This is a genomic window from Cellulosimicrobium sp. I38E (assembly GCF_001647255.1).
Lineage (GTDB): Bacteria > Actinomycetota > Actinomycetes > Actinomycetales > Cellulomonadaceae > Cellulosimicrobium > Cellulosimicrobium cellulans_E.
Window position 1 is genome coordinate 1 of the sequence record NZ_LUAZ01000065.1, and the last position, 16,687, is coordinate 16,687.

Consider the following 16,687-nt stretch of genomic DNA (forward strand, 5'->3'; position numbering starts at 1 on the left):
GCTCCCCACCCACGACGTCCTCCCCCGTGGTCGCGCCGGGCGTCGTCGCGCCGCGGCCGTGCTCCCCACCCACGACGTCCTCCCCCGTGGTCGCGCCGGGCGTCGTCGCGCCGCGGCCGTCGCCCCGGGGCGCGTCCGCGAGCACCGCGAGCGCCGAGGCACCGGCTCGGGACGGCGCGAACCGCACCCGCGCACCGGGCGCGACGAGGGCCGGCGGGTCGCGGTCGACGTCGAACATCCGCGCGTCCGTGCGGCCCAGGAGACGCCACCCGCCCGGTGACTCGCCGGGATAGACCGCGGTGAGCTCGCCCGCGAGCGCGACGGACCCCGCCGGGACGCGCGTGCGCGGCGTCGGGAGGCGCGGGGCCGCGATGACGGGGTCGACGCCGACGAGATAGGTGAACCCCGGCGCGAAGCCGCCGAAGGCGGCCTCGTACTCCCGCCCCGAGTGCCGGGCGACGACCTCCTCGACGCTCACACCCGCCCAGCGGGCGACGTCCTCCAGGTCGGGGCCGTCGTAGTGCACCGGGATCTCGACGACGGCCCCGGTGAGCGGCGGCCCGTCGTCGGACGGCGCCCGGAGCAGCGCGTCCTCGACCCAGGCCCGGGCGTCCGCGACGTCGGCGGGCGCAGCGCACCGGACGAGCACGGTCCGCGCGGCCGGGACCACGTCGACGACCCCGTCCGGGGCGTCGGTCGCGAGCCTGCGGTGCAGCGACCGCACGGCCGCCAGGTCGGGCACGTCGACGAGCAGCGCCGACTCCCCGTACCGGTGCACCGCGCCGGCCGCTCCCGTCACGGCACCGCGCCCTCGGCCGTGCCGGCTCCCGTGTCGACGAACGGGCGCACCTCGACGCCGGCGTCCTCGAGCGCGGCGCGGACGGCGCCCAGCAGCCCCACGGCGCCCGGGGTGTCGGAGTGGACGCACACCGAGTCCGCCTCCACCCGCAGGGGCGAGCCGTCCGCGGCCGGCACCGTGCCCGACGTGACGAGCTCCACGACGCGCCGGGCGACCTGCTCGGCGTCGTGCAGGACGGCGCCCGGCAGGCCGCGCGGGACCAGCTCGCCCGTGGGGAGGTAGCCCCGGTCGGCGAACGCCTCGCGCACCGTCGGTACCCCCGCGGCGTCCGCGAGGCGCAGCACCGCGGAGCCGGGCAGGCCGACCACGGGGAGGGCGGGATCGTAGGCGCGGACGGCGTCGACGACCGCACGGGCCTGCGCCTCGTGGTGGACGATCGCGTTGTAGAGGGCGCCGTGCGGCTTGACGTAGCGCACGCGGTCGCCCGCGAGCCGCGCGAAGCCGTCGAGCGCCGCGAGCTGGTAGAGCACGTCGTCGGCGAGCTCGACGGGGTCGACCTCCATGAACCGGCGCCCGAAGCCCGCGAGGTCGCGGTAGCTCACGTGCGCCCCGACGCGCACGCCGCGTGCGACGGCGTCGCGCGTCACGGCGCGCATCGTCGCCGGGTCGCCCGCGTGGAACCCGCACGCGACGTTCGCACTGGTCACGAGGCCGAGCAGGGCCTCGTCGTCGGCGAGCGTCCAGCGGCCGAAGCCCTCGCCGAGGTCGGCGTTGAGGTCGATGCGCGTCACCGGACCATCATGCCCGGAACGGGCCCGCGCCCGGGCGCGGGGCCGACCGCGTCCCCAGCGTCGGGGCGTAGATTCGCGGGCATGGCCGAGGACCTCCCCACCGCTCCCGCGACCGTGCGCGTCCGCCGCGCCACGACCGAGGACGCACCCGCGCTCGCCGTGCTCGCGGCCCTGACGTTCCCGCTCGCGTGCCCGCCGGGCACGTCGCCCGAGGCGATCGCCGAGCACGTCGCGACGCAGCTCTCGCCCGAGCGGTTCCGCGCGTGGGCCGCGAGCGCCGCGCACGCGCTCCTCCTCGTCGAGCCGGTGCCCGACGACGTCGCGGACGACGTCCCCGACGCGCACGACGCCTCGGGCCTCCTCGGGTACGCGCTCCTCGTCCGTGGCGAGCCCGACGACCCCGAGGTCGCGGCGGCCGTCGGGCCCGGCGAGGCGGTCGAGCTCTCGAAGATCTACGTGCACCCCGCGGCCCAGGGCACGGGCGTGGCGGGCGTGCTCATGACCGCGGCGGCCGAGGCGGCCGCGCGGCTCGGGCCCGGCCTGCGCGTGTGGCTCGGCACGAACGGTCTCAACGCCCGGGCGCAGGCGTTCTACCGCAAGCACCGGTTCGACGTCGTCGGCGGACGCTCCTACGTCGTCGGCGGCGAGACGCACACCGACGTGGTCATGGCGCTCCCCCGCGCCTGACGCGGCGCGACGACCCGCACGACCGAGGGCCGGTCGGGGACGCCCCCGACCGGCCCTCGGCCTGCTTCCGAGCTGCCGCGTCAGCCGCAGCTCGTGGCGTCGTACGCGACGTCGGCCGCGAACCTGCGGCCGTCGCCGGTCGCCGCGATCCCCACGACGCCCGCCTCGACGGACGTCGCACGAGCCGCGAACGACTGGTACGCCGAGGCGCCCGGCTGGACGCCGGTGAACGCCTTGGTGCCGAACGGCGTCGTCAGCGTGACGCCGACCGGCACCCCGTCGGCGTTCGTCGCGCGCACCGCGACGTACGCCTTGCCGGCGAGGCACCGGACCTGGACCTCGGTCGTGACGTCGAGCGGCTGCTCGACCACCTCGCCCGCGAGGACGAAGTCCTCGAACGCGACGACCGTGGGCTGGGTCTGGTTCTTGCCGAGCGCGAACGGCCCGACCCCGATCCCGTCGAGCTGGTCGTTCGTCACGGCCGCGAGCTCGGTCCACTGCTCGCCGTCGAGCGACCACGAACCGACGAACGTGTCGCCGGACCGGGCGAGACGCACGTGGTACGTCCCGTCCGCCTCGCGGGGCAGCGAGCCGACGCCGGGCTGCGGCTGGAGCACGACGTCGCCCTTCTCGCTGCGGAGCTCGAAGCCGACCGTCCCGGCGGTGCCGCCGTTGTGGATCACGCCGACCTTCACGTAGGTGGCCTGGTCCTTGTAGACCATGAGGCCGCCCTGGTGGTAGTTCTGCGTGAGGTCGGCGCGCACCGTCGTCTCGACGGTCCACTCGTCGCCCGTCACGACCTTCGAGCGGACGATGTTCGGCACGGTGGAGTTCGTCGCGCCGTACACGTCGTCGTCGGTCGTGGTGAGCCGGAGCGCGCCGTCCGTGACGGCGAGCCGCGACGGGTCGGCGTTGACGACGTACCAGCGGCACGGGTCGAGGCCGAGGCCGGAGCCGCTGCCGTCGAACGTGTCGCTCGCGGCGACGTCCTCGCACACGGGGACGCCGCTGCCGTCGACCTCGCGCACGTGGTCGAACGCGACGTCGATCTGGTTCGCGCCCGCGCCCTTGCCGAGCGCGAACACGCCGACGCCCGCGTCGCCGAGCCCCGCGTGCGTGACGGCGCGCGTGGTCGGGACCCAGGTCTGGCCGTTGTCGAGCGAGTACGACCCGGTGAACGAGTCCCCGTCGCGCGACAGCCGCAGCAGGTACTCGCCGTAGACGGGCTTCGCGATGTCGAGGACGTCGCCGTTCGTGGACTGGACGACGTCGCCGATCTCGCTGCGGAGCTCGACGCGCAGGCCGCCGGGGTGCTGGACCACGGCGAGCTTGACGTAGTCGGACTCCGAGGCGCGCACGATGAGGCCGCCCTGCTGGTACTGGTTCGCGAACGCGGCCGTCATCTTCGTCTCGACCGTCCAGGAGTCGCCCGGCTGGTCGGTCGTGATGATGTTCGGCACGCGCTGGTTCCCGGTGCCGGCGAAGTCGGCGTCGGTCGTGCGCACGACCCACTTCCCGTCCCGCACCTGGGCGAGGTCGGGGCGGAGGTCGACGACGTCCCAGCGGCAGCCGTCGAGCGCCTCGCCCTCGAACTCGTCCTCGGGCCCGCGCTGCGGGTCCGGCTCGGTGCACTCGAGCGTGCCGTACACGGACACCGCGACGGTGCCCGTCGCGCGCGCCCCCGCCGGGTCGCTCACGGTGACCTTGGCCGTGTAGCTCCCGGCCGCCGTGTACGTGTGCTGCGCGGTCGCGCCCGTCGCCGTGCCGCCGTCGCCGAAGTCCCACGCGTACGCGAGCGCGTCGCCGTCGGCGTCGGAGGCCTGCGCGGCGAACGCGACGTCGAGCGGCGCGTCGCCGGTGGCGGGCGTCGCGGTCACGGAGGTGACCACCGGGGCCACGTTGTTCGCCGCGCCGCGGCCCGTGAAGGTGACCGAGTCGACGTCGAACATGTCGCCCGTCGCCCCCGTCGTGGAGCGCGCGACGAAGTACAGCGTGCGCGTGCCGCCGGGATCGGTGACCGGGACGGCCTGCGTGCGTGCCGGCGTCTCCCAGCTCCCCGTCGGCGACAGCGTGAGCGTCGCGAGGACCGGGCCGTCCGCGGCGCCGTCCCGCACGTCGAGCACGCCGCCGGAGCCGCCCGAGCTGTACCGCGCGGAGATCGAGTCGATGCCCGCGAGGTTCATCCGGTCGAACGCGAACCAGTCGCCGGCCGCGATGTACCCGAGCTGCTTGCCGCCCTCGGACACGTCCTTCGCGACGACCTGGACGCCCTGGCTGTCGGTGAAGTACTCGGCCTGCTTGGTGCGCGTGTGCAGGACGGCCTCGTCGTCGGACGCGAGCGCGGGCACGCCGTCGGCGCCGCCGCCGTCGGTGTACGTCGCGTTGACGACGCCGAAGATGTTCGCGTCGAGGCCGTGCCCCTCGTCCTTGGCGGTCGTGAGGACACCCTCGCAGCCCGTGGCGCTGGACAGCGGGTGGCCGTGGTTGTCGTGGCCGAGGATGTACTCGACCACGACGCGGCTGCAGTCGACCTGCGCGCCGTCCTCGGCGTCGGTGACCGTGACCCGGAACGGGACCTGGTCGCCGAAGTCGAAGAACTGGCCGTCGGCCGGGAGCTCGAGCGTCACCTCGGGCGCGGTGTTGCCCACGGTGATGGTCGTGGTCGCCACGCCCTGCTTGCCGTCGGCGTCGGTGACGGTGAGCCGCACCTCGTGCCGGCCGTTCGCGGTGAACGTCCGGGAGACCTGGGCGTCGGTGGCGTCGGTCTCGCCGTCACCGTCGAGGTCCCAGGCGTACGTGAACTCCTTGCCGTCCGGGTGCGAGGACCCGGTGCCGTCGAAGGACACGGCGAGCGGCGCCTGGCCGTTGGTGGGCGTCGCGTCGATCTGCGCGACGGGCGAGCGGCCCCCGCGCACGTAGTCGATCCGGTAGACGGCCGAGAGCGCGTCGCCCCCGAAGTAGCCGCCGCCGTAGTCGAGCACGTAGAGCGAGCCGTCCGGGCCGAACTCGAGGTTCATCGGCCGGCGCAGGTCCATGAACTCCAGCGCCGGGACGAAGCCCGCGGGGCTGCCGTCCTCGTTCCGGATCGCCTCCTTGATCCACGCGCGGTCCCACTCGTAGAGCAGCGGCTTGCCGTCGTAGTACGCGGGGAACTTGGTCTCCGACTCGAGCTCGGGGTCGTAGTCGTAGACGACGGCGCCCATCGGGGACTCGCCGCCCGTCCCGAACGCGGGCACGGACCCGCCGTCGTACGGCTGCCACGCCGGCACGGCGGGCGGGAGGTCGACGAGACCCGTGTTGTGCGGGCTCGTGTTCTTGGGCGCCGCGCAGTCGAACTTCGGCCCGGAGACCTTCGTCTCGAAGTCGTAGTCGTTGTACGCGAGGTTGTCGCCGATGCAGTACGGCCAGCCGTAGTTGCCCGCCTCGGAGATGACGTTGAACTCGACCGTGCCGCCGGGGCCACGGTTCGCGTTCGCGCCGCCCGCGTCGGGGCCGTAGTCGCCGAGGTGGACCTCGCCCGTCGCCTTGTCGACGGCGAAGCGGAACGGGTTGCGGAAGCCCATCGCATAGATCTCGGGACGGGTCTTGCCGGCCTCGTGCTCGCCCTCGGGGAAGAGGTTGCCCTCCGGGACCGTGTACGACCCGTCCTCGGCGACCGTGATGCGCAGGAGCTTGCCCCGCAGGTCGTTGGTGTTGCCCGAGCTGCGGCGGGCGTCGAACGCCGGGTTGCGGGTCGCCCGCTCGTCGATCGGCGCGTAGCCGTCCGACGCGAAGGGGTTCGTGTCGTCGCCCGTCGACAGGTAGAGGTTGCCCTCGGCGTCGAAGTCGATCTCGCCGCCCGCGTGGCAGCACAGCCCGCGGTCGGCCGGGACCTCGAGGATCTTCTGCTCGCTGGCGAGGTCCAGCAGGTTCTGCTCCGTGAGCCGGAACCTGGAGAGCTGGTTGTACCCCTCGAACGCCTCGAACGCGGCCGGGTCGGCCGACGTCTCGGGCGCGTCGCCCGGCGGGGTGTCGAGCTTGGGCGCGTAGTAGAGGTAGACCCACCGGTTCTCGGCGAAGCCCGGGTCGATCGCGACGCCCTGGAGGCCGTCCTCGTCGTGCGTGTACACGGGGACGGTGCCCGCGAGCGCCGTCGTGGCGTCCGCGGTGGTGTACCAGACGCGCCCGTCGCGCGACGTGTGCAGGACGTCGCCGTCGGGCAGGACGGCCATGGCGATCGGCTCGCCCGTCTTGGCCGCCCCCTTCGCGAGCGTCACCTGCTCGAACGAGGCGTCGACCGTCGCGCCGCAGTCGGCGTCGACCGCGCCCGCGGCGGTCTGGATGCCGCCGAGCAGGTGCTGGACGAACGCCGGGTCGGTGTACGACTCGTCGGTGTGGCCGCCGCCGGTGTACCAGGAGCGGCCGCCGTCGTACTCCTGGCACCACGCGATCGGGTGGTCCGCGCCCATGGCGCCCGACCCCGGGGAGTACGAGGACTCGTCGAGGCTCGCGAGCACGTGGACCTGGCCGCGCGGGTTCTCGCGGTAGTTGTACCACTCGTCGTACCGGTCCCAGGCCGCCGGGAGGTGGGCGGTCGAGGGGTGCTCGTCGTCGGCCACGACGACCGTCGCGTCCTGGTTCTGCGGGTGGCTGTTGAAGTACGCGCCGACGAGCTCGCCGTACCAGGGCCAGTCGTACTCGGTGTGTCGGACGCCGCGTGGACGCCGGCATACCCGCCGCCGGCGGCGATGTACCGCTCGAACGCGCCCTGCTGCTCGTCGTTCAGGACGTCGCCCGTGGTGGACAGCCACACGACGGCGTCGTACCGGGCGAGGTTCTCGTCCGTGAAGGCTCCCGCGTCCTCGGTCGGGGTCACGGCGAAGTGGTGGTCGGTGCCGAGCTGCTGGATCGCCGCGACGCCCGCGGGGATCGAGCCGTGCCGGAACCCTGCGGTCTTGCTGAAGACCATGACGGAGAACTCGTCGTGCGCGGCGGCGGGGGCCGCCGTCGCGAGGGTGAGCGCCGGCGCGACGAGGGCCGCGGCGGTGACCGCCGCGACCCCCTGGCGCCGACCTCTCGAAGGTCGTGCTGTCACTTCTCCTCCTTGAGAACTGATCGGTGCGGCCCGGCGCCGTTGCCGGGCCGCAGGTCCTGCGCTCCTTCCTCGTCGTGCGTCGTCGGTGCCGCGCGTCGTCGCGCGGGGCGCTCCGGTCAGGTCCCGGTCGGGCTCGGCCTGCACCCCGGAGGGCGCCCGACCGGGAGGTCGGTGGGGCGGCCCCTGCGCGGGGCCGCCGTCGGTCAGTGGTCGTGGTCCTCGTGCGCGTCCTCGTCGTCGGCGGGACCGCCCTCGTGGCCGAGGTCCATGCCGCCGTCGAGCGAGTCGTCCGGGTGCACGGGCAGGAACACGTGCACGTGGCCCTGTCCCCCGGCGGTCGAGCGGAGGTCGAGCTGGATCGCGGCGAGGCCCCACGCGTCGACGGCGCGCGTGCGCAGGTCGCCGGCGAGGGCGTAGAGGTCGGACGCGGCCGTCGGGTCGCTCGCGTCCGCGGCGGCCGCGAGGCCGACGACGTCGAGCGTGTCGCCGACGAGCTGGAGCGAGGTGAGCATCCCGTTGCGGACGATGTTGTGCTCGGAGGAGCCGCTCTGGAGCGACTCGGTCTCGGCCACGAGGCCGTCGACGGTCGCTCGCCACTCCGCGACCTCGGCCGGGTCGGCCGGGACGGCGGTCGAGCCATCGACGGGGAGCACCGCGTGCAGCCCGTGCAGGACGGGGACGAGCTCGGTCTGCACGTGCTCGGCGTGCTCGATCGAGGCGACGAGGTTGTCGGCGTCGCGCGCCTCCTCTGCCGCCTCGAGCTCGGCGACGCGCGCGGGGTCGACGGCGAACCCGTCGTCGGTCGCGGCCGGCGCCTCCCGCGTGAGCGCCACGACGAGCGCGACCACCACCGCGACGACGGCGAGCGCGGCGAGGGCCAGGAGCACCCGGCGCCAGGGGTCGAGACCCGCGAACCACCGGCGCGCGCGGACGCGCGCCGGCGGTCGGGGCTCGGGGCGGCCGGCACCGCCCCGGTCTGCGGGACGGGAGCGCGCCGACGTCGTCGTCGGGCCGCCCGCGCGGTCCGAGCCCTTCCGGGCCCCTCCCGCCGGCGTCCGTGTGGTCGGCGTCCGTGCCGAGGTGCGCTGTGCCACCTGTCGCTCCTGTCCCTGGTCGTCCCGCTCGGTGCGCGCCGGCCCGGCCGCGAGGCCGGGCCGGCGCGGTGGCCGGTGACGGGAGCGGGTCGCCCGTCACCGGCCCGCCGTCAGCCGCAGCTCACGGCGTCGTACGGCACCTCGATCTCGGTCGTGACGTCGCCGAGCGTCGCCGTGACCGTCGCCGTGCCCGCCTCGAACGACGTCGCACGCGACGCGAACGACTGGTAGGCGTTGGCGCCCACCTCGACCGCGCCGAACTCCTTGGAGCCGAACGGCGTGGTCAGGGTGATCGCGACGGGCGCCTCGTCGGCGTTCGTCGCGCGGAGGGCGAGGTACGCCTTGCCCGCGAGGCAGCGGGCGGACGCGGTGACCTCGACGTCGACCGTCGGCTCCGGCTCGGACTCCGTCGTGAGACGGAACCAGTCGAACGCCACCGTGACCGGCGTCTCCTGCTCCGGGCCGATCGCCATGAGGCCGACCTTGGTCAGCGCCGCGTCGTTGGTCACCGGCGCGCCGAGCGGCGTCCAGTTCACCCCGCCGTCGCTGACCCAGCCCTGGTACGTGCTCCCCACCTTCTCGAGGCGCACGTACCAGTAGCCCGACTCGGTCGAGTCGGCGAGCTCGAGCTGGCGGTTGCCGCCGTTGCCGAACTGGCCGCCCTTCTCCGAGACGAGCTCGGCGCCGAGGTTGAGCGCCGCACCCGGGGCGTTCTTCGCGAGCACGTCGGCCTTGACGTAGTTGTCGTCGTCGCCGTACGCGATGAGGCCCGCGAGCTGCCACCGGTGCACGAGCGGCGCCTTGAACCGCGTCTCGACGACCCAGTCACCCTCCGGAGCGGTCTGGAGGACGAAGTTGCGCGGGTCGCCGTTGTTCCCGGCGTTGATGTCGCCCGGCTGGGTCGTGATGCGCAGCTCGCCGTCGGCGACGGCGACCTTCGACCCGTCGTACCGGACGATCGCGTCCCAGCGGCAGCCGTCGAGGGCGTCGCCCTCGAACTCGTCGCTCGGCTCGCGCACGCCGTCGTCGGGCTCGGCACCCGTGACGTGGACGTAGTCGACCTTCGCGACCGTGTTCGCGGTCGCCGTGTCGCCGCCCGCCATGACGCCGAACGTCGCGTCGGGCTTGACGGGCGCGGAGCCCGCGAGCGCCGTCCACGCCTGGCCGTCCGCCGAGTACGCCGCCGTGATCGCCGACCCGTCCGAGACGAGGCGCAGGTGGATCGTCGACGGGAAGCCCGTCGCGACGTCCGTCTGGCCGTGCCACGTCCGGGACCCGCCGGTCTCGGTCTGGAACTCGAGGAAGCGCGCGCCGCTCTGGTTCTTGGTGAACGCGAGCTTGGTGTACTCGTCGTCGTTCACGTGGACCAGGAGGCCGGCGTGCTGCCAGTGCCGGGCGAGCGGGACGTCGAGCTTGGTCTCGAGCGTCCACGCCCCGGCCGGGGCGGGCTGACCGAGGTAGCTGATCGGCCCGGTCACGGCCTCGTTGATGTCGCCCTGCACGACCGGCAGGACGGCGTGGCCGTCGGCGACGGTGATCGGCTTGCCGTCGGCCTGGCGGACGACCGTCCACCGCGGGTCGAGGGTGTCGCCGTCGAACTCGTCGGACGAGTCCGCGAGGCACTGCGGCGGGTTCCCGCCGCCAGGCTCCTCGGTCTGCGGGTCGTCGTCGAACACGAAGTCCTGGAACTCGACCGCGCTCGTCGCCGTCGTGCTGTGCGCCGTGACGAAGAGCCCCACGTCCTGGACGGACGCCGCACCCGGCAGGGCCTGCGGCTCGCCGATCTGCGTGAAGTTCTCGCCGTCCTTGCTCCAGGAGGCCGTGTACAGGTCGCCGTCGCGCACGATCCGCACCCAGGCGGGGTAGCTCGTCGAGCTCGCGCCGGTCGACGCCGTGAGCTGCCCGCTGGAGTTGCCGCGCAGCCACTCGAAGCCGCCGCTCGGGCGCATGCCCAGGGCCGCGTAGCCCTGCGAGTTCGCCGTCTGCGTGACGTCGTTGCGGACGATGATCCCGGCCTTGGCGGACCCGTTGGAGTTGCCCTGGCTGTTGATCTTCACGGTCGCCGACCAGTTCTCGTCGGCGCCCTGCTCGCGGTAGATGGTCGAGTACTCGTTGGTGCCCTGCCACATGTTCGCGCCGCCCGACGTGATGAGGTACTTGCCCTCGGCGAGCTGCTCGAACGTCCCGTTCGCGTTCGTGAAGGTCTTCATCCCCGCGAAGAGGTCACCGACCTGGGCGAGGACGACGCGCGAGCGCGTGTACAGACCCTTGTCGTTCGTGGCGACGGCGGTCAGCTCGTAGTAGTTGTCCGCCGTGGGGTTCCACGTGGCCTCGTACGGAGCGGTGTCGTCGACGCCGATGGACTCGCCGTCGACGAAGAACTCGACCTGCGTCACGGCGTTCTCGGTGTCGTCCGCCTCCGCGGTGACCGTCATCTCGCCCTGCTCGAGACGGACGCCCGCCTCGGGGGACGTGATGCGGACCTTGGGGCGGGTGGTGCCCGAGACGCCCTTGCCGTCGGCCTCGATGAAGTTGAGGCGGCGCTCGCCCTCGCCCGGGAAGACGACGTAGAGCGTGAACGGCTCCATCGGGTCGGTGACCTCGACGGTCACGTCCGTGAACGTGCCGAGCCCGGTCTGCGGGATCTCGGCCGTGCCGAGGAGCTCGCCGTCGGCCGCGTCACGACGCAGCTCGATCGTGCCCTCGGCCGCCGCCGCGACGCGCAGGTTCAGCGCCTGCACGCCGTAGAGGCTCACGGGGTCGTACGACGCCCAGGAACCGTTGGACCCCGTGATGACGGACCCGCCGCCCTCGACGTCCCGGCTCGGGATCGTCGTGGTGCCGTCGGAGGCCGCGTGGAACTCCGCCTCGCGCTTCTTCGGGAAGATCAGCGTGGTGTCCGACCCGGTGAGCGCGGGCACGTCGCCCTCGCCGCCGCGGTCGGTGTAGCGCGCGTCGATCACGTAGAAGACGTTCATGTCCTCGCCGTGGCCGCCGCCGAGGCTCGTCGCCACGGTGCCCGTGCGGCCGTGCAGCGGCTCGGCGGGGTGCGCGTGCGCGTCGTGACCGAGCGCGGGCTGGATGATGACCTGCTCGTCGTCGATCGCCTCGCCGTCGGGCGAGTCCTCCGCGTCCGTCACCGACACGTCCCACGTGATGTCGTCGCCGAAGTTGAAGAACGAGCCGGTGGGCGGCAGGCCGAAGTCGACCTCGGGCCGCGTGTTGCCCACCGTGATCGGCACGGTCGCCGTGCCCACCTTGCCGGCGGGGTCGGTCACCGTGAGGCGCGCGTCGTAGACGCCGTTCTCGGTGTAGGTGTGGCTGGGCGCGGCGGACGACGAGTCCGTGGTGCCGTCACCGTCGAAGTCCCACGCGTACGTGAGCTCCTCGCCCTCGGGGTCGGTGCTCCCCGTGCCGTCGAACGTCACCTCGAGCGGCGCGACGCCGGAGTCCGGCGTCGCGACCGGCTTCGACACCGGCGAGCGCGAGCCCGACAGGTAGTCGATGCGGTGCAGGCCCGAGTTCGGGTTGTCACGGCCGAAGCCGCCGCCCCAGTCGAGCACGTACATCGCGCCGTCGGGGCCGAACTTGGAGTCGATCGGCGCGAGGAACTGCTCCTGCGGGAGGAACGGGTTGACCTTCTCGACGTCGGTCGCGCCGGGCGCGGCCTCGGGGTCCTTGAGGTCGATCGTGTACATCTTGTTGCGGGCCCACTCGTAGAAGAAGGCCTTGCCGTCGTAGGACTCCGGGAACTTCGTGTCCGAGTCGAGCTCCGGGTCGAACTGGTAGAACGGGCCGCCCATGGGCGCGAGGCCGCCGCCGGCGTTGATCGCGCCGGGGACCGACGAGCGCTGGTAGCCGTACCAGAGGTCCGCCGGCTGGGCCGGGGGAAGCTCGGTGAGGCCCGTGTTCTTCACGGAGTCGTTGACGGGCGCGTCGCAGTCGAAGAAGTCGCCGACCGTGACGGGGTTCGTCCGGTAGTCGACGTCACGGAACGGCTCGTTGTTGCCCATGCACAGGGGCCAGCCGAAGAAGCCGGGCTCCTTGATGAGGTTCCACTCGGCGATGCCGGCCGGGCCGCGGTTGGCCGGGTTGTCCGACCCGTTGTCGGGCGAGTAGTCGGCGACGCCGAGGTTGCCCGTCTTCGCGTCGATCGTGAACCGGAACGGGTTGCGGAAGCCCATCGCGTAGATCTCGGGCAGCGTCTTCTCGGTGCCCGGGGCGAACAGGTTGCCCTCGGGGATCGAGTACGTGCCGTCGGCCTCGGGGTGGACGCGCAGGACCTTGCCGCGCAGGTCGTTCGTGTTCGCGGACGTCGCGCGCGCGTCGTGCCACGTGCCGTCGCGCTCCGAGATCGGCGCGTAGCCGCCCGAGGGCTCGGAGTGCGGGTTCACGTCGTCGCCGACGCCGATGTACAGGTCACCGGTCTCGTGGTCGACGAGGAGGCCGCCGCCCGTGTGCCCCGGCTCGTCGGGCAGGCGCCCGGCCGGGATCTCGAGGAGCACCTTCTCCGACGCCGGGTCGATCACCGTGGAGCCGGGCCCCTCGGAGGAGACCGTGAACCGCGAGACGCGGCTGAAGAAGTTCGCCGGGTCGGAGTCGTTCGAGCTCGCCGGCGAGTAGTACTGGTACAGGTACCCGTTCTCGGCGAAGTCCTTGTCGAGCGCGATGCCGAGCAGGCCGTCCTCGCCGCCGGAGTACACCGGGATGGTGATGGCGGTCGTGGTGTTCTGCGTCCGCGGATCGTACACGCGGATCTGCCCGCGCACGAGCTCGGTGTAGAACACGCGGCCGTCGGGCGCGACGTCCATGCCGAAGGGCGCGCTCGTGTTGGAGTCGAGCGCGATCTTCTCGAACGAGCCCCAGTCGGTGCCGCCGCAGTCGCCCTCGACGAGGCCTGCGGCCCACTGCACGCCGCCGACGATGTGCTGCACGAGGTCGGGCTCGTCGGTGTAGTGCGCCCCGAAGTGGCCCATGCCGGTCATCCAGGCACGGCCGCCGTCGTAGGGCTTGCACCACGAGATCGGGTGGTCGTAGCCCATCTTGTTGCTGCCCGCGTCGTACGTGGACTCGTCCATCGTGGCGAGCACGTGCGCGCTTCCGCGGACGTTGGCCGAGTAGTTGTACCACTCGTCCGCGCGCGTCCAGCGCTGGGACAGGTGCTCGGTCGACGGGTGCGTGCGGTCCTCCACGCGGACCGTCCCCGGCAGGCCCGGGCTGTTGCCGGTGGCGGCGTGACCGGGCATGAGCGCCCCGATCATGTCGTCCCACCAGCCGTAGCTGCCGCGCATGTCCGTGGCGTTGTGGATCGCGACGATGCCGCCACCCGCCTGCTGGTAGCGCTCGAGCGCCGCCTTCTCGTCGGCGTTCCACGGGTCGCCCGACGTCTGGAACATGACCAGGGCGTCGTACTGCGCGAGGGTCTCGTCGTTGAAGACGGTCGAGTCCTCCGTGTGGTCGGACGCGATGCCGACCTCGGCGAACGCCGCCTCGAGCACCGGGGTGCCCTGCGTGATCGCCTCGCTGTGCCGGAACTGGGTCGTCTTGGTGAAGATGAGCACCTTGTGCTCTTCGTCCGCGGGGACGGGGTCGTCGGCGGCGCTGGCCATCGTGACGGGCGCGAGCGTGAACGCGAGCGCTCCGATGGTCAGAGCCGCGACGGACCTCGCCCTGCGTGGGCGTCGTGCGGTCATCGTGCTGCCTCCAGGGGCATGACGTGCGGACCCGGACGTCGTCGTCCGGGAAGGGTGGTCGTCATCCCGCGGCGTGCCGGCGCTGCGGTCGTGGGTCGACTACGGCTACGGGTGCTCCGGCGTGGGCATCAGTCCCTTCAGGTGGGCCAGGCCATCGACGGCGATGGCGTCCTGGGTCGGGGCCAGCGGCCGCCAGATGGAGGCGGCCGTGGCGATCGTCGCGTTGTCGGCCGTGAAGGACTCGATGACGAGGGGTCCGTCGTAGCCGGTCGCGTCGAGCGCGGCGAGGAGGGCGGGCCAGTCCAGGTGGTCGTTGCCGGGTGCGCCCCGGTCGTTGCCGCACACCTGGACGTGCGCGATGCGCTCGCCCGCGCGCGCGACCGCCGCGGGCAGGTCCGTCTCCTCGATGTTCATGTGGTAGACGTCGAGCATGAGGCCGATGCCGGCCGCGGGCAGGCGCCGCACGACCTCCAGCCCCTGGTCGACGGTGTTGACGAGGCTCGTCTCGTAGCGGTTCAGCGGCTCGAGCCCGACGACGACGCCCGCCGCCATCGCGTGCTCGACGACCGGGGCCAGGTTCTCGGCGAGCTCGGAGTACGCCGCCTCGCGCTCGGCGGGGCTCAGGCGCCATGTGCGCCCGACGGACGCGTACGCCGGCCCGCCGATCACCGGGGCGCCGACCGTGCGCGCGACGTCGACGACGTGACGCAGGTAGTCCTGCGTGGCGCGCACCGTCGCGGCGTCCGCGGCGACGAGCTCGCGGCCCTCGCCCATGACGAGCGAGACGCTCGCGCGCAGGCCGTGGTCGGCGAGGACCGTCGCCGCGGTCGCGGGGTCCCAGTCCCCCGGGTTCTCCACGGGCAGCTCGAGCACGTCGAAGCCCCACCCCGCGACGCGGGGCGCGATGCCGCGCAGCGCGTCGTCGGTGAGCGGGGAGGTCCAGACCCACGTGTTGACGCCGAGCGCCCGGCGGCGCAGCGGCGGGGTCGGGGAAGGAAGAGCCACGTCGCTCTCTCTCGTCGGGTCCGAGCGCTCGGCCGTCCCGCCCGCGTGCCCGACGCCGCGGGGCACCTCCGCACGGGAGGTGCGCCGCGTCGTCGGGCGGGCGAGCGGGGCGCCCGGCCGGTCGGACGGCGACCGGGCGGCCCCTGGGTGCCCGACCGCGAGGTCGGACCGGGTGGTTCTCCGGACCCTCTCAGGTCCCGTGCGGACGACCGGTCAGCGGTCCGGTCAGCGGTCGGTCCATGCCTCCGGGAAGCCCGGCAGGTCCTCGCCGCCGAACTTCGCGTAGTGCAGCGACGGCATGTCCTTGTTCGCCTCGAGGTACGCGTCGAGCTCCTCGGCCTCGATCGGCGCCTGCGGCAGGACCCACTCCGAGGGCACCTGCTCGCCGGCCCAGATCATCTGGGCCGCGAGGATCGGGGTGCGCCACTGGAAGTTCGAGTACACGGCGCCGAGGGCGGTCATGTCCGTGTCCTTCCACTTGCGCAGGAAGCTCATCTCGTCCTCGCCCATGAAGACCGGGTAGGGCTTGCCGGCGTCCTCGAACGCCTCGACCGCCGCGACGGCGCCGTCGCCCGCGTCCATCCAGATGCCGTCCACGTCCCCGCGCTGGAGGTACTGCGTGACGATGTCCTTGATCTTCGCGCCGTCACCGCCGGTGAACTCCGCGCCCACGACCTCGAGCTCGGACTCCGAGAAGATCTTGTCGGCCGCAGCCCAGCGGTTCTCGAGCACGTCGACGCCGGGCAGGATGCGCAGCGCGAGGACCTTCGAGCCGGGCTCCAGGTTCTCGACGAGGAACTCGGCGCCGTCGGCACCGTACGCGTAGCCGCCGATCGGGTGGATGAACGTGACCATGCAGTCGGTGTTCACGCCACGGTCGAAGACGATGACCGGCTTGCCCGACTCGCACGCGGCCTCGACCGCCGGCGTGAGGGTCGCCGTCGTCGACGGCGAGATGACGATCGCGTCGCAGTCGCCCGCCTCGACGAACGCCTGGATGTCGGAGATCTGCTTGTTGTCGTCGTCCGCCGCGTCCGAGACCCGGAACTCGCCGATCACGCCCTCCTCGGTGAGGACGTCGACCTGCTGCTGCATCGTGATCCAGCCGGTCACGCGCCACGGGTTGGACACCGAGGCGTTCGAGAAGCACAGCGTCTTGCCGCCGCCCTCGCTCGCGTACTCGGCCGTGTCCACGTACTCGGGCTCGATCGCCTGGAGCCACGGCTGGTCGGCCGGACCCTCGGGCACGACCTCGCGCTGGGCGAGCTGACGGTCGTAGTCCGCCTGGACGAACCACTCGGAGTCGGCGCCGCCGGACTCCTCACCCGCGGGGCTCTCCTCGGCCGAGGTCTCGCCACCCTCGCCGGTGTCGGTGGGGGTGTCGGTCGTGCAGGCGGCCGTGAGGAACAGCGTGGCCACCGCCGCGCCGGCCAGGAGTGCTCGTGTACGTCGCATGTCCTTCTCTCCTTGGGGGTGAGACGTCGTCGTCCCGCAGCGTGCGGGGGAAGGGGGTACAGCTCGGAAGGGGTCTTTCGGGGCGTGGT

At 73.1% G+C, this 16,687-nt stretch carries 8 protein-coding genes and 1 pseudogene; 1 reads left to right on the forward strand and 8 read right to left on the reverse strand.

Translation table 11 applies throughout. The features are described 5' to 3' along the window. Together A0J59_RS18130 and A0J59_RS18135 are read right to left on the reverse strand one after the other, a co-directional pair. Nucleotides 1-799 (reverse strand): allophanate hydrolase subunit 1 (locus tag A0J59_RS18130; RefSeq protein WP_064317039.1); only part of this gene is annotated, 799 nt, incomplete at its 3' end. Then, on the reverse strand, nucleotides 796-1,590 hold the full coding sequence (locus A0J59_RS18135) for a LamB/YcsF family protein (RefSeq protein ID WP_047234700.1): 795 nt from the start codon (nucleotides 1,588-1,590) through the stop codon (nucleotides 796-798). The genes A0J59_RS18135 and A0J59_RS18130, both read right to left, overlap by 4 nt. Before the next feature lie 81 nt (nucleotides 1,591-1,671). Between A0J59_RS18135 and A0J59_RS18140 the strand changes: the two genes are divergently transcribed. Then, nucleotides 1,672-2,277, forward strand: a complete 606-nt coding sequence (locus A0J59_RS18140) for an N-acetyltransferase (RefSeq protein WP_064317040.1) — start codon at nucleotides 1,672-1,674, stop codon at nucleotides 2,275-2,277. Between the two features lie 80 nt (nucleotides 2,278-2,357). Here A0J59_RS18140 and A0J59_RS22150 read toward each other — a convergent pair whose 3' ends face one another. From A0J59_RS22150 to A0J59_RS18170, 6 genes and pseudogenes are all read right to left on the reverse strand, one after another. After that, nucleotides 2,358-7,067 (reverse strand): ThuA domain-containing protein, encoded by a 4,710-nt coding sequence (locus A0J59_RS22150; protein ID WP_220084521.1) that lies wholly within the window; start codon nucleotides 7,065-7,067, stop codon nucleotides 2,358-2,360. Then, nucleotides 6,971-7,225 (reverse strand): annotated as a pseudogene (locus A0J59_RS22665) (ThuA domain-containing protein); the annotation flags it as partial. The gene A0J59_RS22150 and the pseudogene A0J59_RS22665, both read right to left, overlap by 97 nt. 329 nt (nucleotides 7,226-7,554) lie before the next feature. Further along, the gene (locus A0J59_RS18155) at nucleotides 7,555-8,445 is read right to left on the reverse strand and encodes a hypothetical protein (RefSeq protein WP_064317043.1); all 891 of its coding nucleotides are present in this window, start codon (nucleotides 8,443-8,445) and stop codon (nucleotides 7,555-7,557) included. Nucleotides 8,446-8,555: 110 nt separating this feature from the next. Further along, a complete protein-coding gene (locus A0J59_RS18160) occupies nucleotides 8,556-14,138 on the reverse strand; it encodes a ThuA domain-containing protein (protein ID WP_064317044.1) in 5,583 nt (1,860 codons plus the stop codon). A gap of 105 nt (nucleotides 14,139-14,243) precedes the next feature. Continuing rightward, entirely contained in the window at nucleotides 14,244-15,143 is a 900-nt protein-coding gene (locus tag A0J59_RS18165) for a sugar phosphate isomerase/epimerase (RefSeq protein ID WP_231581966.1), read from the reverse strand. Nucleotides 15,144-15,368: 225 nt separating this feature from the next. Next, nucleotides 15,369-16,598: a substrate-binding domain-containing protein gene (locus tag A0J59_RS18170; protein WP_053369957.1), complete on the reverse strand. Its 1,230-nt coding sequence runs from the start codon at nucleotides 16,596-16,598 to the stop codon at nucleotides 15,369-15,371. Nucleotides 16,599-16,687 lie beyond the last annotated feature (89 nt).

What these genes read in the sequence shown, in the direction of transcription:
- A0J59_RS18170 (WP_053369957.1), bottom strand. Translation starts at nt 16,598, where the DNA reads ATGCGACGTACACGAGCACTCCTGGCCGGCGCGGCGGTGGCCACGCTG.
- A0J59_RS18140 (WP_064317040.1), top strand. Translation starts at nt 1,672, where the DNA reads ATGGCCGAGGACCTCCCCACCGCTCCCGCGACCGTGCGCGTCCGCCGC.
- A0J59_RS18160 (WP_064317044.1), bottom strand. Translation starts at nt 14,138, where the DNA reads ATGACCGCACGACGCCCACGCAGGGCGAGGTCCGTCGCGGCTCTGACC.